Raw genomic sequence first — 22,338 nt, forward strand, 5'->3', positions numbered from 1 at the left:
TATAGAATTACCATCAGGAACAGAAGCACAAATTCGCCCCCGAAGTGGATTAGCTTTAAAACATCAAATTACTGTTTTAAATACTCCCGGAACTATCGATGAAACTTACCGAGGAGAAATAGGAGTAATTCTAATAAATCATGGTAAAAATTCCTTTAAAGTAACTAAAGGAATGAAAATAGCTCAAATGGTTATAGCATCAGTTTTATCTGTTAAAGTAGAAGAAGTTGATAAATTAAGTACAACTGAAAGAGATATTGGTGGATTTGGTTCAACAGGAATTTGACACTCCACGGAGTAAAAGTATCGTGGATTCTTAAGCGGAATAAATATGACAGAAGAATTATATCAAAGACCGACCTGGGATGAATACTTTTTAATGATTGCTAAACTGGCAGCTACTCGCTCAACTTGTTTAGCTTTTCCAGTGGGGGCGGTAATAGTTAAAGATAGACAAGTTTTGGCAACTGGTTATAATGGTTCTCCTTCTGGTTCTTCACACTGTACAAGTCAAGGTTTTTGTTATCCTGAATTAAGTAGTTGTGATGCTAGTAAAATTTTACCATCCCGTTCTGTTCATGCTGAAGCTAATGCTATTGCTCAAGCTGCAAAACATGGCATTTGTACTAATGGAGCTGTTATTTATGTCACCTTAGAACCTTGTCTTTCTTGTTTGAAATTAGTTATTTCTGCTGGCATTAAAGAAGTTTTTTATGAGACTACCTTTAATAGTGGAGAAAAAGCAGCTTTAAGAGATATGTTTATCAAAGAGGGTTTAGTTACTATTAAGCAAATTTCTATCTCAGAAACAATTGCTAAAAAAGCAGCAACATCTCTACTTTTTCCCACTTCTGTTCCTAAATCTTCCAATGAGGGAGTAGGGAGTATTCAATAATTAATAATTAACAATTAATAATTAATTATTAATTATTAATACAGGACTTACACATGGGTACTCTCTATATATAGTACAAAAACTGTAACGCTATAGTTTTTAACATTACATAGATGGTCTCTGCGTAAGTCCTATAATAATTACCGAAAAATCGTGGTCTAAAGCCTCCCCTTTTAAGGGGATAAAAAGCGGTCGTTTGCAGAGCAGTCCGTCAGGATGGGATGGCGAGGTTTCCCGCTCTTGCAGAGCCACTTCGTTAACGCCATATCCAATCGACCAAGAGAAAAGAGAATTTAGCATTTCAATCCCGAAGCTTCAGCTAGAGGTACTGTTAACGCAGTTCCTCCGATAGGAGGCTAACTGATAACTGAAATGACCTTTTCTGTGATAGTAAGGATTGGTTAAAAGGATTTTTTTTGTTTTCAAGGCAAGATTGGATATGGCGTTTTTGCTGCCGCATAACTTCGTTAATCGCTGTCGCTGACAGCCCAAAACGACCGCTTTTTTCTCCTTGAAAGGTGAGGCTTTAAATCTGAATTTTTCGGTAATGTAGTAATTCTGATTGAGTGGTAATAGGAAAGAAGAAAAACAACTATAGTTCAGTAACTTGAGAAATGCTACATTAGTATTTTTAGCCTGAGTAATGAACTATTTTTGTAGTTCATAGTTAGCAGTTTTTTTGTCTCCTAACTTGTATTTTTCTTGACAAAAAGCTAGACTGTCATTCCCAACAACACGAATGCAACCAAAAAGCTTTGCTAATTGGTACTTTTATCCTGGTGTTGGATATATAGGGTACTTAAATCTAGATTTCATAGTCTGAGTTTAAAACTAACATTTAGGATAACATATTTATTGAAACAGTCATCAACTAAAAAGTTGCCCTTCTAGGGCGAGGCTTTAAACCCAATTTTTTGGTAAATATTTATCTACATATAAGAAGGATAAGTAGAGTAATTAGGGTTTGCTGAAAAAAGTATGAGTGTTCAAAAATTAATAATTAATAATTAATAATTACTTCTTATTATAAAGAAGAGGATTAGCATTCAAGGAATTTTTTTCTTCTTTTGGTCGATTGGATATGGCGAGGTTTCCTCGCCATCCATCGACCGCTTTTTCTCCATGAATGGAGAGGCTTTATACCTGAATTTTTTGGTAAGGGTAGAAGTCAGGAGTCAGGAGTCAGGAGGAACGGGAATTATAGAGGAGGTAGGAGTCAGAATTTGCCCTTGGTTTTTCTGCCGTTGTCTGCCAAAAATGCTAATTTTTTGACCTTGATCAAGGGAAAAGCTCGTACTTTTTTAGATTCAAAAAGGCACTTACCTTTATATTTCAATGCTTTTATGATTATTCAGCAAGCCCTAATTATTACAACTTTTACGGAAAGGGAACTATCTTTTTTGTAGTCTATGGCAACTTGCTGAATCTAATTATAGAGCTGAATGCTAATAGCTTAAGCATTCAGCAAAAACTGTCTTGCCCTATATTGAAAAATAGAGTGGATATGATGAAAAGTAAAAATATCAGCTTTAAACCAATTTTGCCAGTAAAACTATTACTAATTTTTTTCCCTTTACTACTTTTAATAAGTTGCGCTGGTCAACCAGAAACAACAAGTAATGAAAGTCAAACAGAAGTAGACAAATCATCAATAGCACCACCACCTCCACCTCCTCCAAATGCACCACTTTCAAGACCACAAATTTTTCAAAGTGCGACTAAAGAAAGTGTTTCTAGAAGATCGAGTCTAGAATCAGCAGATATAGCATTACAGCAAAGTGCGCCAATTTCAATTGCAGAATCTATTGAATTAGATTCTAGTCTAGAAGCACCTTCAAATACAGAAGAATATAACCCGATCGATGACAACCCTTTTAAGGTAGTTAAAAATAATCCCCTATCCACATTTTCCATTGATGTAGATACAGCATCTTATAGTAATTTACGTCGCTTTATTACTGAAGGTCGGCTGCCACCAAAAGATGCTGTAAGAATTGAGGAATTAATAAATTACTTTACTTACGACTATCCTCAACCAAAAGCTAATAATCCTTTTTCTATTACGACAGAAATATCTGATTCTCCTTGGAATAATCAACATCAATTAGTTCATATTGGCATTCAAGGCAAAGATATAGTTACAGAAAATTTACCTCCTAGTAACTTAGTATTTCTTTTGGATGTTTCTGGTTCGATGAATAATGCCAATAAATTACCTTTAATCAAATCAGCTTTTCAATTATTGGTAGGTGAACTAACAGAAAAAGATACTGTCTCAATAGTTGTTTATGCTGGAGCAGCAGGAGTAGTTTTACCTCCCACAAAAGGCAGCGAAAAAGATAAAATTCTCACGGCAATTAATAATCTCGAAGCTGGAGGTTCGACTGCTGGAGGTGAAGGAATTAAACTTGCTTACGATTTAGCTAAAAGGTTTTATCAATCTTCAGGAAATAATAGAGTTATTCTGGCGACTGATGGAGATTTTAATGTGGGAGTTTCTAGCGATGCTGAATTGGTAAGAATGATAGAAAATTATCGAGATGAAGGAATTTTTCTGACGGTGCTTGGTTTTGGTACGGGAAATTTTAAGGATGCCAAAATGGAACAGTTGGCTAATAAGGGAAATGGGAATTATGCTTATATCGATAATCTTTTGGAAGCGAAAAAAGTGTTAGTAACTGAGATGGGAGGAACTCTACTAACTATTGCTAAGGATGTAAAAATTCAAGTGGAATTTAATCCGGCAAAAGTACAAGCTTATCGTTTAATTGGTTATGAAAATCGACTGTTACGTTCTCAAGATTTTAATGATGATACAAAAGATGCGGGAGAGTTAGGTGCAGGACATTCGGTTACGGCGCTTTATGAAATTATTCCAGTGGGAGTAGAAAGTAATGTGAATTTGCCGGGAGTTGATGAGTTGAGATATCAAAATAATCAAGTTGAACAGGCAGCTTATAATAGTGATGAATTAATGTTAGTGAAGTTGCGTTATAAGGAGCCAAAGGGTAAAACTTCTGAGTTGATAAAACAGCCAGTTGTTGATAAGGGAGTGAGTTTAGATGATGCTTCAAATGATTTTAAATTTGCTGCTACTGTGGCTGAGTATGGAATGATTTTGCGAGATTCTGAATATCAAGGAAATGCTAGTTTTAGTGAAGTGTTGAAGTTGGCAAATGAGGCGAAGGGTTTAGATTTGGAAGGTTATCGGAGTGAGTTTATTAATATGGTTGAAAGTAGTCAGAAATTAATGGAGAAAAATTAGATGAGGAATTTTAGGTAGAAGATTTCTCCTCGTAGATTAATGTATACCACAATTTGTGGTTTTTATCCCGCTACTCCCTTAAAAAGAGAAAGCGGGATGTTGCCGTTAGGTTGTTAATTTAATTGAAGAAATGGTTAATTTGTGGCTTTGATCCCAATACAGTTTAGTTAAGGATTTTTTTGGCAGTTCTGTAATTTCAAGAGTTAATCTAATGGTTCCATCCATATTAAATTATAAACCAATTAGTTGAATACTTATTCTGGTAAACCCCCAATTTATACCGCTAATCAGAAACCTCATCTGGCAAGAGTTTTGGGCTTTTAGCCTTTGCTAAGGGTAACTAAGAAAAGCTTTTGATTAATATATGAATAAAAAGTCAAGTTTTTAAATCTAAGAATGAACTGTTCTAGTATCGTATTCATATAACTAAACCCAGTATAATATATTCTAATATATAATCTGTAATCAAATAAAAAAAAAACGAGGTTGACGCTTCAGGAAAAAAAATAGTATAATTTAATGTTATAATTAGATTTGGTTATATAAACCAAAAATTGGTTTCAAAAGCACTGTAGTTTACCAGACAGTAGTGCTTTTGAAGCTACGTACACCCCTTTCACAGCATTGATTGTTTTTCACTTAAACTCTGATACTGGTCTAGGGACATTTTCAGGCACAGCAAAAAATTTAATGGAACAAATTTCCATATAGAAAAATTTTGCATGGCGGATAAATTTCGCATAGTGTGCCTAGTTGATAATGAATTACGGCCCAATATATCATATATATCCGATATATCTGATATAAATTATGTTCTGATCGTAACATGTCATAAAAGAATTCGTCAAGGGGGGAGGTAAAAATCCTGCATTGTTTGCTGTGAAAGGGTTTCATTCCCATAGGAGAAACTCTTATTTATGAATAAAAATACTAAGGCTGTTGCCAAAATGTGGAAAATTATGGGATCTGCTATACCAGTCCTAATGTTCGTAAACCAACTTTTGTCATACAGCTTGGCAATAGAATTGGAGCAAGGCAACATCAAAAGAATAGAATTTCGCAAAGAACACAACAGGCTAATAGAAAAGATTATTGATTTTTTCCCTAGTGAGAAAAATGATGAGGAGGAAAAATAAAATCTTAGCTGGACAATTAACTATTTCTTAAATCCAGTTAGATAACTTAGAGAGAGATTTCTGTGAAGTAAGTCATTGCCAAAGCTTCCTCAACATCAGAGGAAGTTTTTTTTGGCCAAATTTTCTGTCTAAAACTAACCCAATTGTCAATAAATGTATTTTTGATTTACATATTTAAGTAATATATATTTGTTTAGGTTTGTTTAGGGTTTTTCTGAGCTAATTTATCAACAACTGCTTGGTTAATACTATTAAGTAGTTTAATGCAGACATTGTGTATTTATTAGATACAAATAAATAACTCATAACAAAAACTATCTTTCCTGATATCCTGGTTAAGATTCTCGCACTAAATCACCTTCCCAACTGCCACAAGTTTTTTCAAAAAAATCAGGAGACCATTGTCGTTTTTCTTTCACAAAAGCTTCTCGTTCCTGATATTCTGGTTGGGGTTCTCGCACTAAAGGTTCACCAGCCCAACCTCCTATAACCTCTTCAAAAAATCCCGGTTGCCATCCTTCATATTTCGGCTTAATTTCCACTTCAGTTTCTAAAGCTTGCTCCAAGATTTCTGTTATTTCTTCTTCCAAAGTACGATTATTTTTGTCAGCTAAACTTTTTAATCTATCTATTATATAAGGCTTGAGTTTTCCTAAAATAATCTGAGTCATTTTTCGTTAAATTTACATCAATAATCAACTTATCTTATTATTTTATTATTTCTCATCAAATTTTTATACTAAATTAAACTTTTAGACTGGAAATTTTCTGTTGTTACCTAAAAAGTTTCTTGTGGCATATTTAGTAGCGATCGCCACTCTTGAATCCTTGTGATATCTATTTAGTAGTATTCTAAAAAATAACCCGAACATTTTTTTATAGAAGTCTAGACAGGGTTTGGTTTCCAAACCCCTACGGAATTAAATTAGGGAAAATTTATTGATAATTCCTACTTCCTTTTGAGTTATCAAAATAATTAGGTCGCTCAACCTCACCTTTTAAGGCTAAATGTATTTGGAGGGTTGCTCTAATCCCCATTACAAAAACAACTTCTGACTTCTGACTTCTGACTTCTAACTTCGTTAACTAATGAGGGGTTCGGGGAGCTATAAGTCCCGCGCTGTATGCGTAGCATCAGCCTCGGGATACATGGACTCCCCGGGCTTGTCGATTCGGCTCGATGCCGATGAGACAAGCATTTACCAGTAGCTATAGCTTGTGGTAAACTACAGCTATGCTGACGATGAACTACACCTACCGAATCTATCCAGATGCCAACCAACAGACTGAACTGTTGGATTGGCTTGAGACGTGTAGAGGCGTGTATAACTACGCTTTGCACGAACTCAAAGACTGGATTGCTTCGCGATCTGGTCTGGTAGACAGGTGCTCGTTGGAGAAGGAGTACATCATTCCTGCCGATGAGCCGTTCCCGTCTTACCATCGTCAACAAAACAACCTGCCCAAAGCTAAGAAGCAATTCCCGCGTTTGGGCCTGGTGCATTCTCAGGTGTTGCAGACTACTATTCGTAGACTGCACGACACCTGGGAAGCTTTTCAGAAGAGGGGTCATGGATTTCCGCGCTTCAAAAAGTTTGGTCAATTCAAGTCTTTTGTGTTTCCTCAGTTCAAAAGCAACCCCATCAACGGATTCGCTATCAAGCTACCGAAAATCGGGGAAGTGCCTATCAACCTGCATCGCCCCATCCCTGACGGATTCAAGGTAAAGCAGGTGCGGGTACTGTCCAGGGTGCGAGGAACTCAATGGTATGTGGTCGTCACCATTGAATCGGAGGTATCGGTTCCCGATGCGCCTGTGCATGGTCCAGCGATTGGGATTGACCTGGGATTGGAGCGATTCTTGACGGCTTCCGATGGCAGCTTCCAGGAGCGTCCTAAGTTTTTCAAGTCGATGCAGCGCAAGCTGAAATTGCTGCAACGCAGAGCGGCGCGAAAACAAAAGGGGTCTCAAAACTGGGAGAAGGCGCAAATCGAAGTGGCCAGAATGCACTATCGGATTGCAAACCGTCGTAAAGACTTCCATCTGAAGACGGCTCACAAACTTTGTGACCAAGCACAAACTATCTTTGCAGAAGACCTCAATACCAAAGGGTTGACGCGAGGGATGCTGCGAAAAGATTGTGTGGATGCTGCCTTTGGGCAATTCTTGTCTCTAACGGAATGGGTGTGTTGGAAACGAGGTGTCTACTTCGCTAAGGTCAACCCCAACGGCACCAGCCAAACCTGCCCTAACTGCTTTGCGACGGTCAGCAAAGGGTTGGAAGTCAGAGCGCATGATTGTCCTGAATGTGGGTATCGAACGCATCGTGACCATGCCGCAGCAGAGATGGTTTTGCATCGTGGACTAGAAAAAGTAGTAGCCCAGGGACTCTGGGGAACGGAAACAGCCTGTCAAGTCGGTCTGTCGGGGGTCTATGACCTAGATAAGTGGCGTGGGGCAGGAATACCCAATTGCGAGATGGGGAAGCCCGTGCTGTACCCGTAGGGTCAGCGTCGGGAGGATGTCACGGTCTATGACTGCGACGAATTTCTGTAATTTGGTCTGCTATATCCAGAATTTCTTCAGGCATATTTGGTCCTGTCAAAATTATATCTAAATTACTAGGGCGCTTTTCTAGAAAATCTAACACCTCATTCTCAGGAATTAAGCCAAAATTAATAGCTAAACTCAGTTCATCAAGAACTACTAACTCATATTTTCCTTCAGCTACGACTGCTTGAGTATAGTGCCACAAATCAAGTAGTGAATTTTTCTGGCTTTCATCTATATCCGACGTCTCAATACAACCAGGAAGACCACAGCGGACCCAATCAAGATTTTCCCCTAATTGCATTGGTCGATCGTGTCCCTGGTTAATCCCCCCTTTGAGAAATTGTACAATCAATACAGAGGTCCCTTGGCCAGCTATCCTCAAAGCTTGAGCCATAACATCAGTAAAGAAATTGCGTTGACCACTTGTGAATACCTGTACTAAACCAGGAACAGTATATGGTAAGTCACTGGGAACGTTTAGAGCAGGGGTTTGTAATTGTGCAACCATTATGAAAATTAAAATTGAGAAATCTATTTTTGGTACTATACTGAATTTTTCCAACTACTAAGCTGGACTGAAAGCTTGCCCTTGGACAATATTCATTTTACAATATATAGTGCTTTTTTTGATTATAGGACAAATTTAACACTATATATATGTATACAGAGAAAATTAATTCAGAAGTCAGAAATTAGAAGTTATTTTTGTAATCAGGATTTTCAGCAACTCTCCAACAATATTTCCCCTCCCCTTATTAAAAGGTGGGGTTTTATACCCAATAAAGTGTGAAAACTGCTAAATCATAACTAAAGATACTAAATGAGTTCTATAGAATAATTAACTATACATTGTGACTAATCAAGTTGGGGGGCTGTGAGACTAATAATTTTAGGTGGTCCAGGTGCAGGTAAAGGAACTCAAGCAGAATTACTATGTCAGTATCTACAGATTCCTTTGATTTCTATTGGCGATATACTCAGAGAGGCGATCGCTACTCAAACAACATTAGGCCAAGTGGCACAAGCTTATGTGGAAAAGGGAGACTTAATACCAGACCGGACAATGATTGAGTTTGTGCGTCAACGACTTTTAGAGTCTGATATTACTCAGGGTTGGTTAATGGATGGTTATCCTAGAACAGCTTTTCAAGCAGAGGAACTACATTTTTTACTTGATGATTTGGGACAAAAATTAGACTGGGCAATTTATTTAAAGGTGTCTGAGGAAGAATCTATGAATAGATGTTTAAAGCGAGGACGTACTGATGATAATCCAGAAATTGTGCAGCGTCGGGTAGATTTATTTTATGAGCGTACTATTCCAATTTTGGAATATTATCAATATCGCAAAACATTACTTACTATTGATGGGGAAAAATCAGTAACCCAAGTTCAACAACAAATATTACAGAAACTTAATTCTCAATAATTAGTTATTATCTGTCAATATTTAATTTTTAGATTATCTAAACTTTACCAATTGATAATTAATCTTCAGAGGTTTAAAGCCTCTCCTTTTACAGAGAAAAAAGAAATAAGATTTCCCCACTTGGTTGAATTATTTCTGTTTGAAGCAGAGATAATTATTAATTAGAGTTTGCTGAAAAAGTCTTTTTTAAGGAGTAGGGGAGCGGGGGAGTAATTTTTTGCTCAACTCTTACCCAAAATGCTAACTTTTTCAGGATAAAGAGCTGAAAACCAGGTACTTTTTCCAAACCTAAAAAGGCTAATACCTTGATCTATAAATGCTTTGATATTTAATCAGCAAGCCCTAATTATCAATTATTCATTATTAATTATCCATTATCCATTATCTATTAAAAATATTATGTCTTGGCAACGTCCCGATGGTAGAGAAGCAAACCAATTACGACCTATCAGTTTTGAATTAGATTACACTAAATTTGCCACCAGTTCAGTTTTAACCAAATGTGGCGAAACTAAGGTACTTTGTACTGTTACTATTCAACCAGGAGTACCAAAATTTTTAGCAGATACAGGTAAGGGTTGGTTAACCGCAGAATATAGAATGTTACCTGGTGCAACTCCTCAACGCCAACAACGAGAATTTATGAAACTATCTGGGCGAACCCAAGAAATTCAAAGATTGATCGGACGTAGTTTGAGAGCTTCTCTAGATATGAATTTATTAGGGGAACGCACCATAATAGTTGATGCTGATGTTTTGCAAGCAGACGCAGGTACTCGCACTACTTCTATTACTGGGGGGTTTGTGGCAATGACAAATGCTATTAGCAAGTTAATGCAACAGGGAGAGTTAGAGCGATCGCCTATTGTACATCAGGTTGCTGCTGTGTCAGTAGGGTTATTGGAAGGAGAACCTTATTTAGATTTGAATTACACTGAAGATGTAGCTGCAGATATTGATTTTAATGTAGTTATGAACAATAAACCAGCTTTGATTGAAGTTCAGGGAACAGCAGAAGCAGGTAGTTTTAGTCGTACTCAACTGAATCAAATTTTAGATTTAGCAGAAGCAGGTATTAAGGAATTATTTGTTGCTCAAAGTAGAGTTATTAGCAGGAATTTGCCCTAAAATAGTAGCAATTATTATTAATTGGAAGGATAAATTAAAGTCTTAACGCCAGCTTTGGTTGCAGCGAGGAAACAAGTCGGTTGATGTCAGAAATACTTCCACTTATAGACCAAATCTATATGTAAAATTTGTCATAACTTCTCCCTCCTGACTCCTCCCTAATTATTTATAACTGTTCATCCAGACGTACTATAATATCTCTAACTAGGGCTTGCTGATTAAATATAAAAGCATTTACATTCTAATTGTTTGAGAAACTAATGGTCTATCAAAAGTACCAGCTTTTGTGTTAATAAAGCTGAAAAATTAAGTATTTTGGAGTAAAGCGAGGCAGAAAATTTAAGTGGCTATTATGAACGACTACTTCTTCTACAACTCACTGCTCCTCCTAATTCTTAACTACTCCCTACTCCCTACCTCAACAAAAAAAATTTTGAGCGCAAACCCTAACTAAAATAATGAGACACAAACTTACTCAAATCTTGAGTCACAATTTCTCGGTCTTCCCTAATACAAATACCAGCAGCTTCCCCACCAATAACCCAAGCACCAATTATAGGATAATAACCATCAAAATTCGGCAATTGATAATAAGATTGATAAATTAAGGGTTCGTCTTCATATATTCCTTCCGTTTGATATTCTCTATCTCCAAAATAAACAGTAATATTTCCTCCTTCCCTAGAAAAAACAGGTTTACTCAGATAGGGATGAGATAATTTTCTGGAGTCAAAATAGGCAGGCAATAAGTTAGGATGTTCTGGAAAAAATTCCCAAAGAATAGGCAGAATAGCTTTATTACTCCAAATTAATTTCCAAGCAGGTTCAATTAACTTCATCGGTTCCAATAATAGATATTTGCCGAATTTTTCCCGCATCATCCATTCCCAAGGATACAACTTGAAATAGCTACTATTACTATTTCGATAAAAGTATCTACCACTAGACCTAGACCGATAGTAATAGGGACCATAATAATACCCAGGTGGATAACTGCCATCGGTTATCAGTTCGCATTTTTCAACCCCTCCCCATTCTCGACGACAGTCTTCGAGACTTTTATAGATTTCCCAACGCCTACGAGATGCGCAAGCTGTAATGGAAATTGAAGAGATTAATACTAAGGAAATAATAATAGTTCTCTTAATTTTTCTTGTCTCAGTCATTTTAGTTATCAGTTATCAGTTATTAGTTAGCTTCCTGCGGAGGAACTTCATTATTAGTACCTTTGGCTGAAGTCAAAGGCTGGAAATGCTAAAGTTTATTATTTTCCTATCCTTTAAAAGGTAGGAAGACTTTATTTTTTGCTCATGGACTTAGGATGATTACTGCTATTTCTACGATAGCTGCTCAATTTGAAAAATACTTCAATTTGTAACTTTGGTTTACACAAGCGATCGCCATTAGCAGATGGAAGAAAGGTAAGACAAGGTAGTGCCGTGACACACCTAAAATTTTGCAATCGTAGGGGCGGGTTCCACGCTAAATTAATGGTGTGACAAATTATTTTAGATGAATCCGCCCCCACCCCAATAATCCTCTTATTTCTTTTGGGCCTGAATTTTGGTGAAATGCTATAAAATATCCAAATATTTCGTTAAAATCAAATAGCAGCTCTCGACTTTGGAGGCATTTCAAAATTTATACTCGACCTTTAGCAAGATTAATTGAACAATTACAACGTTTGCCTGGAGTTGGCCCTAAAACAGCACAACGTTTAGCACTACATATTATTAAGCGCCCGGAAGCGGAAATTCAAGCTTTAGCTCAAGCTTTGGTTGATGCGAGGAAAAAAGTGGGTTTATGTGAGAAATGTTTCCATTTATCTGCTGAACCTATTTGTGAAATTTGTCGTAACCCTCAACGAGATAAAGAAATTATTTGTGTGGTCTCTGACTCCCGCGATCTAATTGCTTTGGAAAAAACACGAGAATATAAGGGTGAATATCATGTTCTGGGGGGGGTCATTTCGCCGATGGATGGTATTGGTCCGGAACAGTTGAGTATTCAACCGTTGGTACGGCGAGTCAGTCAGGGAAATATTCAGGAAGTAATTATTGCTATTAGTCCGAGTGTGGAAGGAGAGACTACTACTTTATATGTCGGTCAGTTGTTGAGACCTTTTACGAAAGTGACGCGCATTGCTTTTGGCTTGCCTATGGGAGGAGATTTAGAATATGCCGATCAGGTGACTTTGGCACGAGCGTTGGAGGGGCGCAGGGAGTTAGAAAGTTAAAAGTCTAAACTCCAGTAGGAAGTCAAAAGTCAAAAGTCAAAAGTAATTGAGTAATAATTTTGTAAACTTTAAAGCTGTTTGATATCATGTCCGCTTGAATACTTATACTTTGGTGGAAGGAAGGCAGAGGGCAGAAGGCAAAAGGGTTTCTTCCAATTTTGGATTAATTCTATATGATGAAGGTATTGTTATTGTTCGGATTGTTAGCGATTATCGTAATTTAGACACATTACTGTTGTTGGGAATTAAGCTAAAAAAATGCCTAAAACCCTTATCAGTCAAAGTTTATAGCATTTTTCGAAAGTCAAATCATGAAAACCTTATAGAGTAAGCTTTTGAGCATTGTTAAATTTTTATTTCCCAACAACTCTATTATTTAGTGAGGATAGTAATGCCTAGAAATTCTAATTCATCTTGTTATAAACAACCAAAATAATCTGTAATTGTAGGGGCGGGTTTAACCCAAAGCTTTGATGTAACCCACATTCCGCACGTCAATTTGTAGCATTAAAAGTAGTATGAAAATAAAAATTTGGGTTTGTAGGTATTTATACTGTATAAATCATCTTCATTGACCTGGCTTAGGAATCAAATTCTCAGTCACATATCAAGCATAAATACTTGGGTGTTGCCATTAAGCTAACTAGAATAATTCCGTTCTTAGAAACCTATGATTATCTATAAAATCTATGATTATCTATAAATAATCTGTTCTATTCCTGCTTCGCTCCTGGCAACGTCGGCGTTATCCAGTTCACAGGCTGTCACGGTCGAACTGACCGCCATAGCTAAATTTAATGCTGCATTCAAGTCTCGCTCGCAACTAAAATTGCAGTGTTCGCAATTGAACACTCTTTCAGATAAAGACAGAGACTCTTTAACCGCTCCACACCTACTGCAAGTCTTAGAACTAGGAAACCATTTGTCAACAATGATTAGCTCAGAACCGTATAACTCACACTTGTACTCCAACTGCCTGCGAAACTCGTAAAACCCCATATCTGCAACAGCCTTAGCTAGCTTGTGATTTGACATCATTCCTGATACGTTTAGGTCTTCTATTACTATCTGGCTGTAGTTTTTAGCCAAATAAGTAGTCAGTTTATGCAATGTATCTTTTCTGATATTAGCTATCTTACTGTGTAGTCTAGCTATCTTTTCTTGGGCTTTTTTCCAGTTGTTAGAAAACTTGATTTTATGCCTGTTTAAGTATTGCAGTCGAGATAGTTTAGATTCTAACTTTCTATAAGATTTAGCTCCTGGAAATACTTCACCAGTGGATAACGTAGCTAGAGATTTGACACCTAAATCAACACCAACTACATCTACTGATTTATCAGTAATTTGAGGTGTAGTTTCTATCTTAAAACTGACAAACCATCTATCTGCTTTTTTGCTAATAGTTACCGACTTAGGGGTAATATTATCTGGGAGTATCTCATAAGTTTTAATCCATCCAATTCGGGGCAGTTTTATATGATTAAAACCTACTGATATTGAACCGTCTAAAGTAAAACTATCATCTCTACCTTTCTTCTTGAATTTAGGTTGTCCTGAGACTTTACTAAAGCAACGCTTCCAAGCATTTGATAAATACCTTAAAGCATATTGAGGCGCTGTTTTAGAAACTTCATAGTACCAATAGTTGTTAGGTTTAACCATTGCCACCAAAAGTTTATGTAGGTCGATAGATGTGGGAAATTTCAGTTTACTGTCAGGATTGCTTGAATTGTGATTAAGGATGTTTCTAGTTAGCCATAATCCCCAATTCCAAGCGTGACGTGCTACACCGGCGTGTTTAGCCAGCAAGGTTTTTTGCTGATTATTTGGGTGTAACTCGGTTTTGAATCCAAGTAGCATAAACAGATAATCCTAGATTTTTATAGATAATATCAGATTTTAGCCAACAGTTACAAGCCCCCCTCTAATATTGTATTGTGACGAGCCTTGAGGCGCCCTTTAATATCTCATTTATTTTTTATCAATATATTTACGGATAAAATAATTTATTTTTTACGTTATTTTAAAGATTTAATGAAGTTAGAAAAATGCTCTTTACACTATAGTGGGAGGAGTTACTATCATCTATAGTAAGACAAACACAAACCATAAAAAAGTAAAAAAATGAACATAAAAAAGCATATCCTGACATCCCTGCAAGCGACGATTATAGGAGCTACTTTTTCCCTTCTCCAATATCCAGCCACCGCAGCTAATTTTACGACTACCTTCACTTTACCCGACGACACTAAACCTTTGACCGCTACCTGGAGCGGCGAAGATATGAACGCCGATGGTTTAATTCGCGCCGAAGAGTTAATGGGAATGACATTCGATCTAGTTAATTTCGGGATCTTTGAGGTGACTCCGACTTCCTTTTCTTATAATTTGTCCACAAATACTATAGCTATGTCTGCGAGCGGTACGGTGAGTTCTTATGGATTTGGATTTTATAATGTTACCATCTCCCCCAGCCAGAGCAAGATACAGCAGAATGGTCCCAGGGTTCCGAACTGGAATTATATTCGCCATTGGAGAGGCACCAACGCAGTAGAGACGATTGCTCTGGATGCCTTGGAAGCAGACAGCCCGGAGAGCTTGACACCTCAGCCCACCCCCGAACCGAGCCTCACATTAGGTTTTATCACACTTAGCGGTTTAATGCTGGGTGGAACAAGAAAAATTAGAAAGGCAAAAGCCCAAAAAGTTTAGGAAGAAGGAGTCAGGAGACAGGAGTCAGGAGTCAGAATGAAAGGAGGAATTAGGATACAGGAGAAGGAAAATTTTCTTTCACTGATACCTGGCACGGAAGGAAGTCACCAATAATAATCTGCCAAAAATTAGCTGTGTTGGTCTACTACCTTAATCTAATGCTGGAGTGTTGCCAAAAAAATTTAGTTTGTAGTTGGGCTTTAGCCCTAACAATTTAGCGGGCTAAAGCCCAACTACAAGCGAATTTCAATTATTTCTATTCAATTTATCAAGCTTTTGTAGAAAATAACTTTCTCGATATCCTCCCAACTGTCTCGATAATTCTAAACCTCTTTGAAAAGATGACATTGCCAAACCAAAAGCTTTTAACTGTGCATAAACTTGCCCCATACGGTCATAAGTTTCCATCATCCCATAAACATTAACAAACTGTTGATCCATCAACAATTGCACTTTATATATTTCAATTGCCGCCTCTTTTTTATCCTGAGAAAGATAGAGCGCAGCTAAATTTTCTAAAGCATCACTAGCAGTTACAAATCGTTGAATTGATTGGGCAATACTATAAGCTTCTTGATAGTATTGACTGGCAAGATTAAGTCTGCCAAGTTCCTCATAATCTCCACCAATTGATATTTTTATCTCTGGAACTTCTATAATATTTTGTTGACCTTCGTAAAAATCTACTAATCTTTCTTTAGCTGTAATTGCTTGTAAAGGTTTCCCACCTTGATTATAAATAAAAGCTAATTGTCGGAGAGTATTTACCTTTTCAAAATTACCACTTATAGGAGGATTTGTTGTTTCTATTTCAGATGTTTCAGAATTACTCTGCTGCTGAACCTCTAATAATTCCTCATAGGCGATCGCTGCATTATCATAATCCAACCAATTCAAATATATTTCTCCTATAGCGGTTAAAGCTTGTTTTAGTGTGGTGACATCCTCTTGTTTTCTTGCCTCAACAATTACTTGTTGATAAACTTCAACTGCTGGATCTTTTGCTCGAACTATATTAAATACTGAACCTAATGCTTGTAATAATTCCAAATTAGGAGGTTCTTCCTCTTGAATTTCTGGTTGTAGAATTTCGAGTCGTTTTGTAATCCACTGCACCTGTAATTTTTGACTATTATTCCATGCTATTTCAGCAACTCTTGACAAAGCTGCCAATTCTTCTGCTTTACCAAGATAACGACGCAAACGTAGTTCTCTGTTCCAAGTTTCAAAAGCTTTAGTTGTTTCTCCTGCTCCTAATAATGTTGCTGCTTCAATATTAAGTTGGTCGAGTTCCTGGGAAAGTTCTTCTCGTTTTTCTCCAGTTAGAATTCCAGAAGTAGGAGGATTTGGTAATAGTGGATCTGGTTCAGTGCTTTCTAGAGGGTTAGGAGAAAATATATCTGGAGATGCTAAATTTTCCTCTGTTTCTGTTTGACGTTGAGAAATAATATTTATACTTGTTTTTCTAAGAGTATATTCAGAAAATTCAAGAGTTTTTGCTAAACAATAATTTGAAAGGTAGAGGTAGAAAAAACTGCTAGTTAGAAGTAAGTTTTTAATTTTAGGCATTTTAACTAGATTGTTTAATGGTTCAAGTTTAACCATTAATTATAATTCAATACAATCCTGTCTGGAAATTTCAACTTATGATATGAAATACGTTACAGCGCTTTTCAGGCTGCTCAATATTTTTCTTATTAATTTCCCACATCTACTATTCTTCTCAAATCCATCTACTATCAACTTGCTCGACTTTGCCGTTAAAATTAAACATTGTTGCCGTTGCCAAAGTTTCAATCCAGACCGTTGCTCCACAAGAGTGAGGTTTATCGGGTCGATAAACAATTTTACAGGGACCATGAATCTCAATTTCGTGACCTTTTGCTAAAGTCTTAGTACCTCGTTTAGCAGAAAGTACATGAAGATCGGTATTTTTTTCCTTTTTGTTCACGGCAATATTAGGACGATCAAAATGAATTGTATTTTTGCCACAATGCCTACAGGAGTGCCAACGAGGCTTAGGTCCGCGCTTTCTACGAGACACTCTTGGCATTCCTTTATATAAAGGAATTACCCAAGTTCGACCATTGATTTTTCTAGCGCCTTGAATTCGACCTTCTTTGATTAAGACTCGCACTCTTTGAGTTGAAATATTCAAAAGAGAAGCTGCTTCCGTAGTTCCAATAAACATTATTTTTTACTATTGCGCTAAAGGCAATAGTAAAATTTGTGGTATTTTTTTGTCAATAGTGCTTCACATAATGCAAGTGATATACCAAAAAATTTCTTTCACCAGAAAGGATAAAGTTCTACCAAAAAAGTATGAACATAGCTAGGTCTTGATATCCCTATTGATAGTTTTAACGAGTAGGGAGGATGGGGAGTAGTATCATGTCTAGATAATTAGCGATCAAAACTTGTTCCTCCTTATATCTTAAAACTTCCTCCTCTTCTCTCCTGACTCCTAACTCCTGACTGCTGACTCCTCTCAATACCTAATTCTCGGATCGATATAAGCATTTAAAATATCAATAAAAATACTAGCCACCACAACAATACCAGCAAAAAATACGACTATTCCCTGCACTGTCGGATAATCTCGCGAACTAATTGCCTGATACAATCTATTTGCCAAGCCAGGCCAAGAAAAAGTTACTTCTGTTAATATTGCTCCTCCTAATAAAGCAGCAAAAGTTAATCCTAAAACTGTAATTACTGGAATCATTGCATTTTTAAAAGCATGAGCAAATAATATTCTTAATTCAGGAATGCCTCTCGCTCTAGCAGCTTCTACATAATCAGCTTGTAATGTTTGTTTCAGATTAATTCTCACCATTCTTTCAAAAATACCACTGAGCAAAATTCCTAATGTTAAACTTGGCAAAGCTAAATAATATATAGATGTGAAAAAATTACCGATATTGCCACTTAAAATACTATCAATTGTGTATAAACCTGTAATGCTTAGAGGTGGATTTGTACTAATGGGAAAACGAGTACCTAAAGGAAGCCATTTTAACTGTACTGCAAAAATTAATTGTAAAACCATCCCTGCCCAGAAAGGCGGAACGGCATAAGTAATAATTCCAAATAAACGCCCACCAACATCTAACTTAGTATTAGGATGAGAAGCAGCAATAGACCCAATAGAAATCCCAACAATTAGAGCGATCGCCATACTAAATACTGCCAATTCTACAGTGGCGGGAAAATAATTTTGAATAATTTGCCAAACAGACTCTCCACGAGTAGTCATTGATGTACCCAAGTCAAAACTAAGTAATTTTCCTAGATAATTAAGATACTGTTCTAGTAGTGAACCATCTAAACCAAGTTGAGACCGGAGAGCTTCTTTAGTTGCCGTTGAAGCTTTCGGTCCAAGGATAGCATCCACAGGGTCTCCCGGAGTTGCTCGTAACAACAAGAAAACTAAAGTGCTAATTGTCCATAGCATTAGTGGTGCCAATAGCAAACGAATTAATATATAAGAATAGAGAGCTTTAGAGCGAGACATTTCAGTTATCAGTTATCAGTTATCAGTTATCAGTTATCAGTATCTCCGACTGAAGTCAGAAGCTTTAAATACTGAAGTAGAATTTTTTCATCCCCTTAAAAGAGGAGGCTTAATATCTTAATTTTTGAGTCAAAAGTTAAAAGTAATTATCTTTTATTCCTGTTCCTGGTTGAAAAATATGGAGCTTTTAGCAAAGTTAAAAGTCAAAAGTCAAAAGTAATTATCTTTTATTCCTGTTCTTGGTTAAAAAACATGGAGCTTTTAGCAAAGTTAAAAGTCAAGAGTCAAAAATTAAAAGTAATTGCTTTTATTCCTGGTTGAAAAACACGGAGCTTTCACCACTGTTTTGTTAGACCCTAAATTGTATCATCTCTAGTTAAACTTGAATCATATAATTTCTTAATTCTGACTCTTAATTCTTATACAAATTACTAAAAGTAATGTTCTACTTAGGTAGAGATTTAATTATCAAGTAATTAACACTTGCCGAATCATCTTTTTGATAATTATTAGCTAGGAGCGTGTTAATTAGTCATATTTTTACTTCTCCCCCACTTCTCCACTCCCTTACTCCCCTACTCCCCTGCTCAATCAAATGTAGATAAAGTTTTTGAGAAATAGTATTAACTCCTGACTCCTGACTCCTGACTCCTGGCTCCTAATTTATTCCTAAAAATAACATCAGCAACTCGACAAACTTCAGACATTTCTTTAACATCGTGAACCCGTAAAATATCTACAGATTGAGTGATCGCCGCCACACAACTTGCAGCAGTTCCCCAAACCCTTTGTTTAGCATCAGGTTGATTTAAAATTTTACCAATAAAACTTTTACGAGATAATCCTACTAAAATCGGACAATTTAAACTTTGAAACTTTGACAAATTGCGGATAATTTCTAAATTTTGTTCGTAATTTTTAGCAAAACCAATACCAGGGTCAATAATAATTTTCTCTCTTTCAATTCCTGCTCTAACAGCCTCCTCAATTCTACTCTGTAAAAACTGATAAATTTCCCCAATTAAATCTTGATAGTCTGTCAAATTTTGCATAGTTTTTGGCGTCCCCCGAATGTGCATTAAAATAATCGGCACTTTCAGAGAAGCCACCACAGAAAACATCTCATCATCATAAGTTCCGGCAGAAATATCATTAATTAAATTAGCACCAGCTTCAACAGATTTTTCTGCAACTATCGCCCTAGTAGTATCAACAGAAATTGGAATTTCCGCACAAATATTTTGTTGACTTCTTAACAACTTAATTATTGGTAAAACCCGATTAAGTTCTTCATCTATAGAAACAACTTCAGATCCTGGTCTAGTTGATTGACCACCAATATCAATCATATCGGCACCTACCTCCACCATTTTTTTTACCTGAATTAAAGCTGCCTCTGGTGTATTAAAATCACCACCATCACTAAAACTATCTGGTGTGACATTCAAAATACCCATTATGTAAGTACGTTTTCCCCAAGCAAAACTTTTAGCTAAACTGTGCATTTGATAATTTTTGATAATTGATGAAGAAGTATACCGCTACGAGGAAGGCAAAAGGCAAAAGGCAAAATTCAAAAATTAAAAGTAATCTCTGATTGAGCTGTAGGGTTTACCGAGAAATAAAGGTTGAAAGCCTCTCATTTTAAGTCGAAAAAAATTCCTTTTAACCAATCCTTCTATTACAGAAGAGGTCATTATTAATAATTATTAATTATTGAACAATGTCCTAACTAATCAAAGTCATACTATAACACTGATTTAATAGAGAGTTTTATCAAAAAAATCGGGTCGATCAAGTTAGGTGAGGTACAATTTTTTTCTTGCTTATTTATTCCAAGCGAACCATAATTACCGAAAAATAAAGATTGAAAGCCTCTCCTTTCAAGTCGAAAAAAATTCCTTTTAACCAATCCTTCTATTACAGAAGAGGTAATTATTAATTATTGAAATAAGGTAGAGATGTCGCATGCAACGTCCCTACCTCCAGGGGAATAAGGAAGAAGGCTTTAGTTATCTAGGATAGAAGAAATAAATATTGAAAAAAAAGGGAAAATAATAGAGATAGCTGTTAAAGTTATGATGAAAAATAAGTAACAAATAATTTTCTCTTCGCCTATCCCCTATTCCCTAATTCCCTAATTCCCTATTCCCTATTCCCTATTCCCTATTCCCTAATTTTGATAGTTAATCAGACGAGCAAAACTATCGGGTTTCAAACTTGCACCCCCAACTAAAGCACCATCAATTTCTGGTTGTGCCATAATTTCATCAACATTAGTAGGTTTAACAGAACCACCATATTGAATAGTGACATTAGGATTAGTCAACTTACCACGAATTAAACCAATAACTCGGTTAGCTTCTGTAGCTTCACAAGTGTCACCAGTACCAATGGCCCATATTGGCTCATAAGCAATTACTAGATTTCCTTGATCCACATCATTTAAATCCTTGGCCAACTGAGAAAATATATGTGATTCTGTCTCACCCGAATCTCTTTGTTGCTTAGTTTCTCCCACACAGAGAATAGGAGTTATACCATGCTTCTGAGCAGCTAGTAAGCGCACATTCACTGTTTCATCAGTTTCGCCAAAATATTGACGGCGCTCACTGTGACCCACAATTACATAACTAACTCCAACTTCCTTCAGCATTGAGCCAGAAATTTCTCCTGTGTATGCTCCCTCGTCTTCCCAGTGAACATTTTGCGCACCCAACTTAATCCGACTCCAATACAAACTTTTTGACATAAAATCTAGTGCAGTGAAGGGAGTGCAGAGAACTACTTCACGTTCTTCGGGGGTTTTTGTTAGTTGAGACATTAAACCCTTGAGAAACTCTTTAGCTTCTACTTGGGTTTTGTACATTTTCCAGTTCCCAGCAATTATAATTTTTCTCACTGTTGATTTTATACACCTCAAATTCTACTATCTGCAAAACTCCAGTCTAAAGCTTTATGGGACCTTTTTCTAGACTGCAAAAGGAAGGCAGAAGGCAGAAGGCAGAAGGCAGAAGGGAAAGAAAGGTTCAAGGAAGGCAGAGGGCAGAAGTTAGAAGGGAATATTGGTTCAAAGGAAGAAGGTTTTTGATCGCTGATTATCTGGACATGATATAATTGCTATACTTGTCACCATTTTGTTTGAGTTTGTTAGTTGAGATAATGTTTGCTCTACTGGCCAAATTCTAAGCGAGCTTGCTCAACTATTTCTACTGTTACTATTTGTGGCTCTGTTTCTCTGGCCAATTCTTCGATTCGCTGTCGTGCCTGAGTCCGAACAAAATAGGGAATGTTTTTCAATTTAGTCTTAGCTTCAGCCGTCCATTGTAATTCGTTTGTGGAATTAGAGTTATTCATATTAAATTTTTTAGCAAAGATTTATATACAGGCAAGAATTCAATTCTCGCTTATATTTATACTATCTCGTTAAATGACAGATTATAATGGTTGAGAGAGTTTACCTTTCGAC

Annotated in this window: 20 protein-coding genes and 1 pseudogene; 10 read left to right on the plus strand and 11 right to left on the minus strand. The window is 36.5% G+C overall.

Annotation, left to right across the window (positions count from 1 at the left end; genetic code table 11):
• Positions 1-286, plus strand: a 286-nt coding sequence (gene dut, locus ACP6PM_RS06665; RefSeq protein ID WP_426582997.1) for a dUTP diphosphatase, incomplete at its 5' end; no start/stop codon positions are given.
• 45 nt (positions 287-331) lie between these two features.
• Positions 332-895 carry a deoxycytidylate deaminase gene (locus tag ACP6PM_RS06670; protein WP_426582999.1) on the plus strand — a complete coding sequence of 188 codons (564 nt, stop codon included), beginning with the start codon at positions 332-334 and terminating at the stop codon, positions 893-895.
• 648 nt (positions 896-1,543) lie between these two features.
• On the opposite strand, the pseudogene ACP6PM_RS06675 reads toward ACP6PM_RS06670, so the two are convergent.
• Positions 1,544-1,648 (minus strand): annotated as a pseudogene (locus ACP6PM_RS06675) (helix-turn-helix domain-containing protein); the annotation flags it as partial.
• 751 nt (positions 1,649-2,399) lie between these two features.
• Here ACP6PM_RS06675 and ACP6PM_RS06680 point away from each other — a divergent pair.
• Together ACP6PM_RS06680 and ACP6PM_RS06685 are read left to right on the plus strand one after the other, a co-directional pair.
• Positions 2,400-4,160, plus strand: coding sequence for a vWA domain-containing protein (locus ACP6PM_RS06680; RefSeq protein ID WP_426583001.1), 1,761 nt, complete (start codon positions 2,400-2,402; stop codon positions 4,158-4,160).
• A gap of 917 nt (positions 4,161-5,077) precedes the next feature.
• Positions 5,078-5,296, plus strand: coding sequence for a hypothetical protein (locus tag ACP6PM_RS06685; protein ID WP_426583003.1), 219 nt, complete (start codon positions 5,078-5,080; stop codon positions 5,294-5,296).
• 335 nt (positions 5,297-5,631) lie between these two features.
• Here ACP6PM_RS06685 and ACP6PM_RS06690 read toward each other — a convergent pair whose 3' ends face one another.
• Positions 5,632-5,967, minus strand: a complete 336-nt coding sequence (locus tag ACP6PM_RS06690; RefSeq protein WP_426583005.1) for a FitA-like ribbon-helix-helix domain-containing protein — start codon at positions 5,965-5,967, stop codon at positions 5,632-5,634.
• Between the two features lie 563 nt (positions 5,968-6,530).
• Between ACP6PM_RS06690 and ACP6PM_RS06695 the strand changes: the two genes are divergently transcribed.
• Positions 6,531-7,802, plus strand: a complete 1,272-nt coding sequence (locus ACP6PM_RS06695) for an RNA-guided endonuclease InsQ/TnpB family protein (RefSeq protein ID WP_426583006.1) — start codon at positions 6,531-6,533, stop codon at positions 7,800-7,802.
• A 19-nt stretch (positions 7,803-7,821) separates the two neighbouring features.
• On the opposite strand, the gene ACP6PM_RS06700 is transcribed toward ACP6PM_RS06695, so the two are convergent.
• Positions 7,822-8,358 (minus strand): P-loop NTPase family protein, encoded by a 537-nt coding sequence (locus tag ACP6PM_RS06700; protein ID WP_426583008.1) that lies wholly within the window; start codon positions 8,356-8,358, stop codon positions 7,822-7,824.
• A gap of 366 nt (positions 8,359-8,724) precedes the next feature.
• Here ACP6PM_RS06700 and ACP6PM_RS06705 point away from each other — a divergent pair, with 366 nt between their 5' ends.
• Together ACP6PM_RS06705 and rph are read left to right on the plus strand one after the other, a co-directional pair.
• Positions 8,725-9,279 carry an adenylate kinase gene (locus ACP6PM_RS06705; RefSeq protein ID WP_426583012.1) on the plus strand — a complete coding sequence of 185 codons (555 nt, stop codon included), beginning with the start codon at positions 8,725-8,727 and terminating at the stop codon, positions 9,277-9,279.
• A gap of 399 nt (positions 9,280-9,678) precedes the next feature.
• On the plus strand, positions 9,679-10,407 hold the full coding sequence (gene rph, locus ACP6PM_RS06710; protein ID WP_426583014.1) for a ribonuclease PH: 729 nt from the start codon (positions 9,679-9,681) through the stop codon (positions 10,405-10,407).
• Positions 10,408-10,853: 446 nt separating this feature from the next.
• Here the strand turns inward: rph and ACP6PM_RS06715 are convergent, their stop codons facing one another.
• On the minus strand, positions 10,854-11,573 hold the full coding sequence (locus ACP6PM_RS06715) for a glutathionylspermidine synthase family protein (RefSeq protein ID WP_426583016.1): 720 nt from the start codon (positions 11,571-11,573) through the stop codon (positions 10,854-10,856).
• A gap of 189 nt (positions 11,574-11,762) precedes the next feature.
• On the opposite strand from ACP6PM_RS06715, the gene ACP6PM_RS06720 reads away from it, so the two are divergent.
• Positions 11,763-11,906, plus strand: coding sequence for a hypothetical protein (locus tag ACP6PM_RS06720; RefSeq protein ID WP_426583018.1), 144 nt, complete (start codon positions 11,763-11,765; stop codon positions 11,904-11,906).
• Positions 11,907-12,046: 140 nt separating this feature from the next.
• A complete protein-coding gene (gene recR / locus ACP6PM_RS06725; RefSeq protein ID WP_426583046.1) occupies positions 12,047-12,643 on the plus strand; it encodes a recombination mediator RecR in 597 nt (198 codons plus the stop codon).
• A 693-nt stretch (positions 12,644-13,336) separates the two neighbouring features.
• Here recR and ACP6PM_RS06730 read toward each other — a convergent pair.
• Positions 13,337-14,503 carry an RNA-guided endonuclease InsQ/TnpB family protein gene (locus ACP6PM_RS06730; protein WP_426583020.1) on the minus strand — a complete coding sequence of 389 codons (1,167 nt, stop codon included), beginning with the start codon at positions 14,501-14,503 and terminating at the stop codon, positions 13,337-13,339.
• A 264-nt stretch (positions 14,504-14,767) separates the two neighbouring features.
• Between ACP6PM_RS06730 and ACP6PM_RS06735 the strand changes: the two genes are divergently transcribed.
• A complete protein-coding gene (locus tag ACP6PM_RS06735) occupies positions 14,768-15,355 on the plus strand; it encodes a hypothetical protein (protein WP_426583022.1) in 588 nt (195 codons plus the stop codon).
• Positions 15,356-15,601: 246 nt separating this feature from the next.
• On the opposite strand, the gene ACP6PM_RS06740 is transcribed toward ACP6PM_RS06735, so the two are convergent.
• The 6 genes from ACP6PM_RS06740 to ACP6PM_RS06765 form a co-directional block, all read right to left on the minus strand.
• Positions 15,602-16,924, minus strand: a complete 1,323-nt coding sequence (locus ACP6PM_RS06740) for a tetratricopeptide repeat protein (protein ID WP_426583024.1) — start codon at positions 16,922-16,924, stop codon at positions 15,602-15,604.
• Between the two features lie 154 nt (positions 16,925-17,078).
• Positions 17,079-17,546: a helix-turn-helix domain-containing protein gene (locus ACP6PM_RS06745; protein ID WP_426583026.1), complete on the minus strand. Its 468-nt coding sequence runs from the start codon at positions 17,544-17,546 to the stop codon at positions 17,079-17,081.
• Between the two features lie 297 nt (positions 17,547-17,843).
• Positions 17,844-18,869, minus strand: coding sequence for an ABC transporter permease (locus ACP6PM_RS06750; RefSeq protein ID WP_426583028.1), 1,026 nt, complete (start codon positions 18,867-18,869; stop codon positions 17,844-17,846).
• A 623-nt stretch (positions 18,870-19,492) separates the two neighbouring features.
• Positions 19,493-20,374, minus strand: coding sequence for a dihydropteroate synthase (gene folP / locus ACP6PM_RS06755; RefSeq protein ID WP_426583030.1), 882 nt, complete (start codon positions 20,372-20,374; stop codon positions 19,493-19,495).
• Between the two features lie 668 nt (positions 20,375-21,042).
• Positions 21,043-21,771 (minus strand): triose-phosphate isomerase, encoded by a 729-nt coding sequence (tpiA, locus tag ACP6PM_RS06760; RefSeq protein WP_426583032.1) that lies wholly within the window; start codon positions 21,769-21,771, stop codon positions 21,043-21,045.
• A gap of 269 nt (positions 21,772-22,040) precedes the next feature.
• Positions 22,041-22,226 (minus strand): PCP reductase family protein, encoded by a 186-nt coding sequence (locus ACP6PM_RS06765; RefSeq protein ID WP_426583034.1) that lies wholly within the window; start codon positions 22,224-22,226, stop codon positions 22,041-22,043.
• Between the last annotated feature and the right edge of the window lie 112 nt (positions 22,227-22,338).

Source organism: Dapis brunnea BLCC-M229, from assembly GCF_050015995.1.
In the GTDB taxonomy this organism is placed as follows: domain Bacteria; phylum Cyanobacteriota; class Cyanobacteriia; order Cyanobacteriales; family Microcoleaceae; genus Trichodesmium.

Bases quoted from the DNA above. Each gene is read 5' to 3' on its own strand.
- ACP6PM_RS06670 (WP_426582999.1), top strand. From the start codon at position 332: ATGACAGAAGAATTATATCAAAGACCGACCTGGGATGAATACTTTTTA.
- ACP6PM_RS06680 (WP_426583001.1), top strand. From the start codon at position 2,400: ATGATGAAAAGTAAAAATATCAGCTTTAAACCAATTTTGCCAGTAAAA.
- ACP6PM_RS06685 (WP_426583003.1), top strand. From the start codon at position 5,078: ATGAATAAAAATACTAAGGCTGTTGCCAAAATGTGGAAAATTATGGGA.
- ACP6PM_RS06690 (WP_426583005.1), bottom strand. From the start codon at position 5,967: ATGACTCAGATTATTTTAGGAAAACTCAAGCCTTATATAATAGATAGA.
- ACP6PM_RS06695 (WP_426583006.1), top strand. From the start codon at position 6,531: ATGCTGACGATGAACTACACCTACCGAATCTATCCAGATGCCAACCAA.
- ACP6PM_RS06700 (WP_426583008.1), bottom strand. From the start codon at position 8,358: ATGGTTGCACAATTACAAACCCCTGCTCTAAACGTTCCCAGTGACTTA.
- rph (WP_426583014.1), top strand. From the start codon at position 9,679: ATGTCTTGGCAACGTCCCGATGGTAGAGAAGCAAACCAATTACGACCT.
- ACP6PM_RS06715 (WP_426583016.1), bottom strand. From the start codon at position 11,573: ATGACTGAGACAAGAAAAATTAAGAGAACTATTATTATTTCCTTAGTA.
- ACP6PM_RS06730 (WP_426583020.1), bottom strand. From the start codon at position 14,503: ATGCTACTTGGATTCAAAACCGAGTTACACCCAAATAATCAGCAAAAA.
- ACP6PM_RS06735 (WP_426583022.1), top strand. From the start codon at position 14,768: ATGAACATAAAAAAGCATATCCTGACATCCCTGCAAGCGACGATTATA.
- ACP6PM_RS06740 (WP_426583024.1), bottom strand. From the start codon at position 16,924: ATGCCTAAAATTAAAAACTTACTTCTAACTAGCAGTTTTTTCTACCTC.
- ACP6PM_RS06745 (WP_426583026.1), bottom strand. From the start codon at position 17,546: ATGTTTATTGGAACTACGGAAGCAGCTTCTCTTTTGAATATTTCAACT.
- ACP6PM_RS06750 (WP_426583028.1), bottom strand. From the start codon at position 18,869: ATGTCTCGCTCTAAAGCTCTCTATTCTTATATATTAATTCGTTTGCTA.
- folP (WP_426583030.1), bottom strand. From the start codon at position 20,374: ATGCACAGTTTAGCTAAAAGTTTTGCTTGGGGAAAACGTACTTACATA.
- ACP6PM_RS06765 (WP_426583034.1), bottom strand. From the start codon at position 22,226: ATGAATAACTCTAATTCCACAAACGAATTACAATGGACGGCTGAAGCT.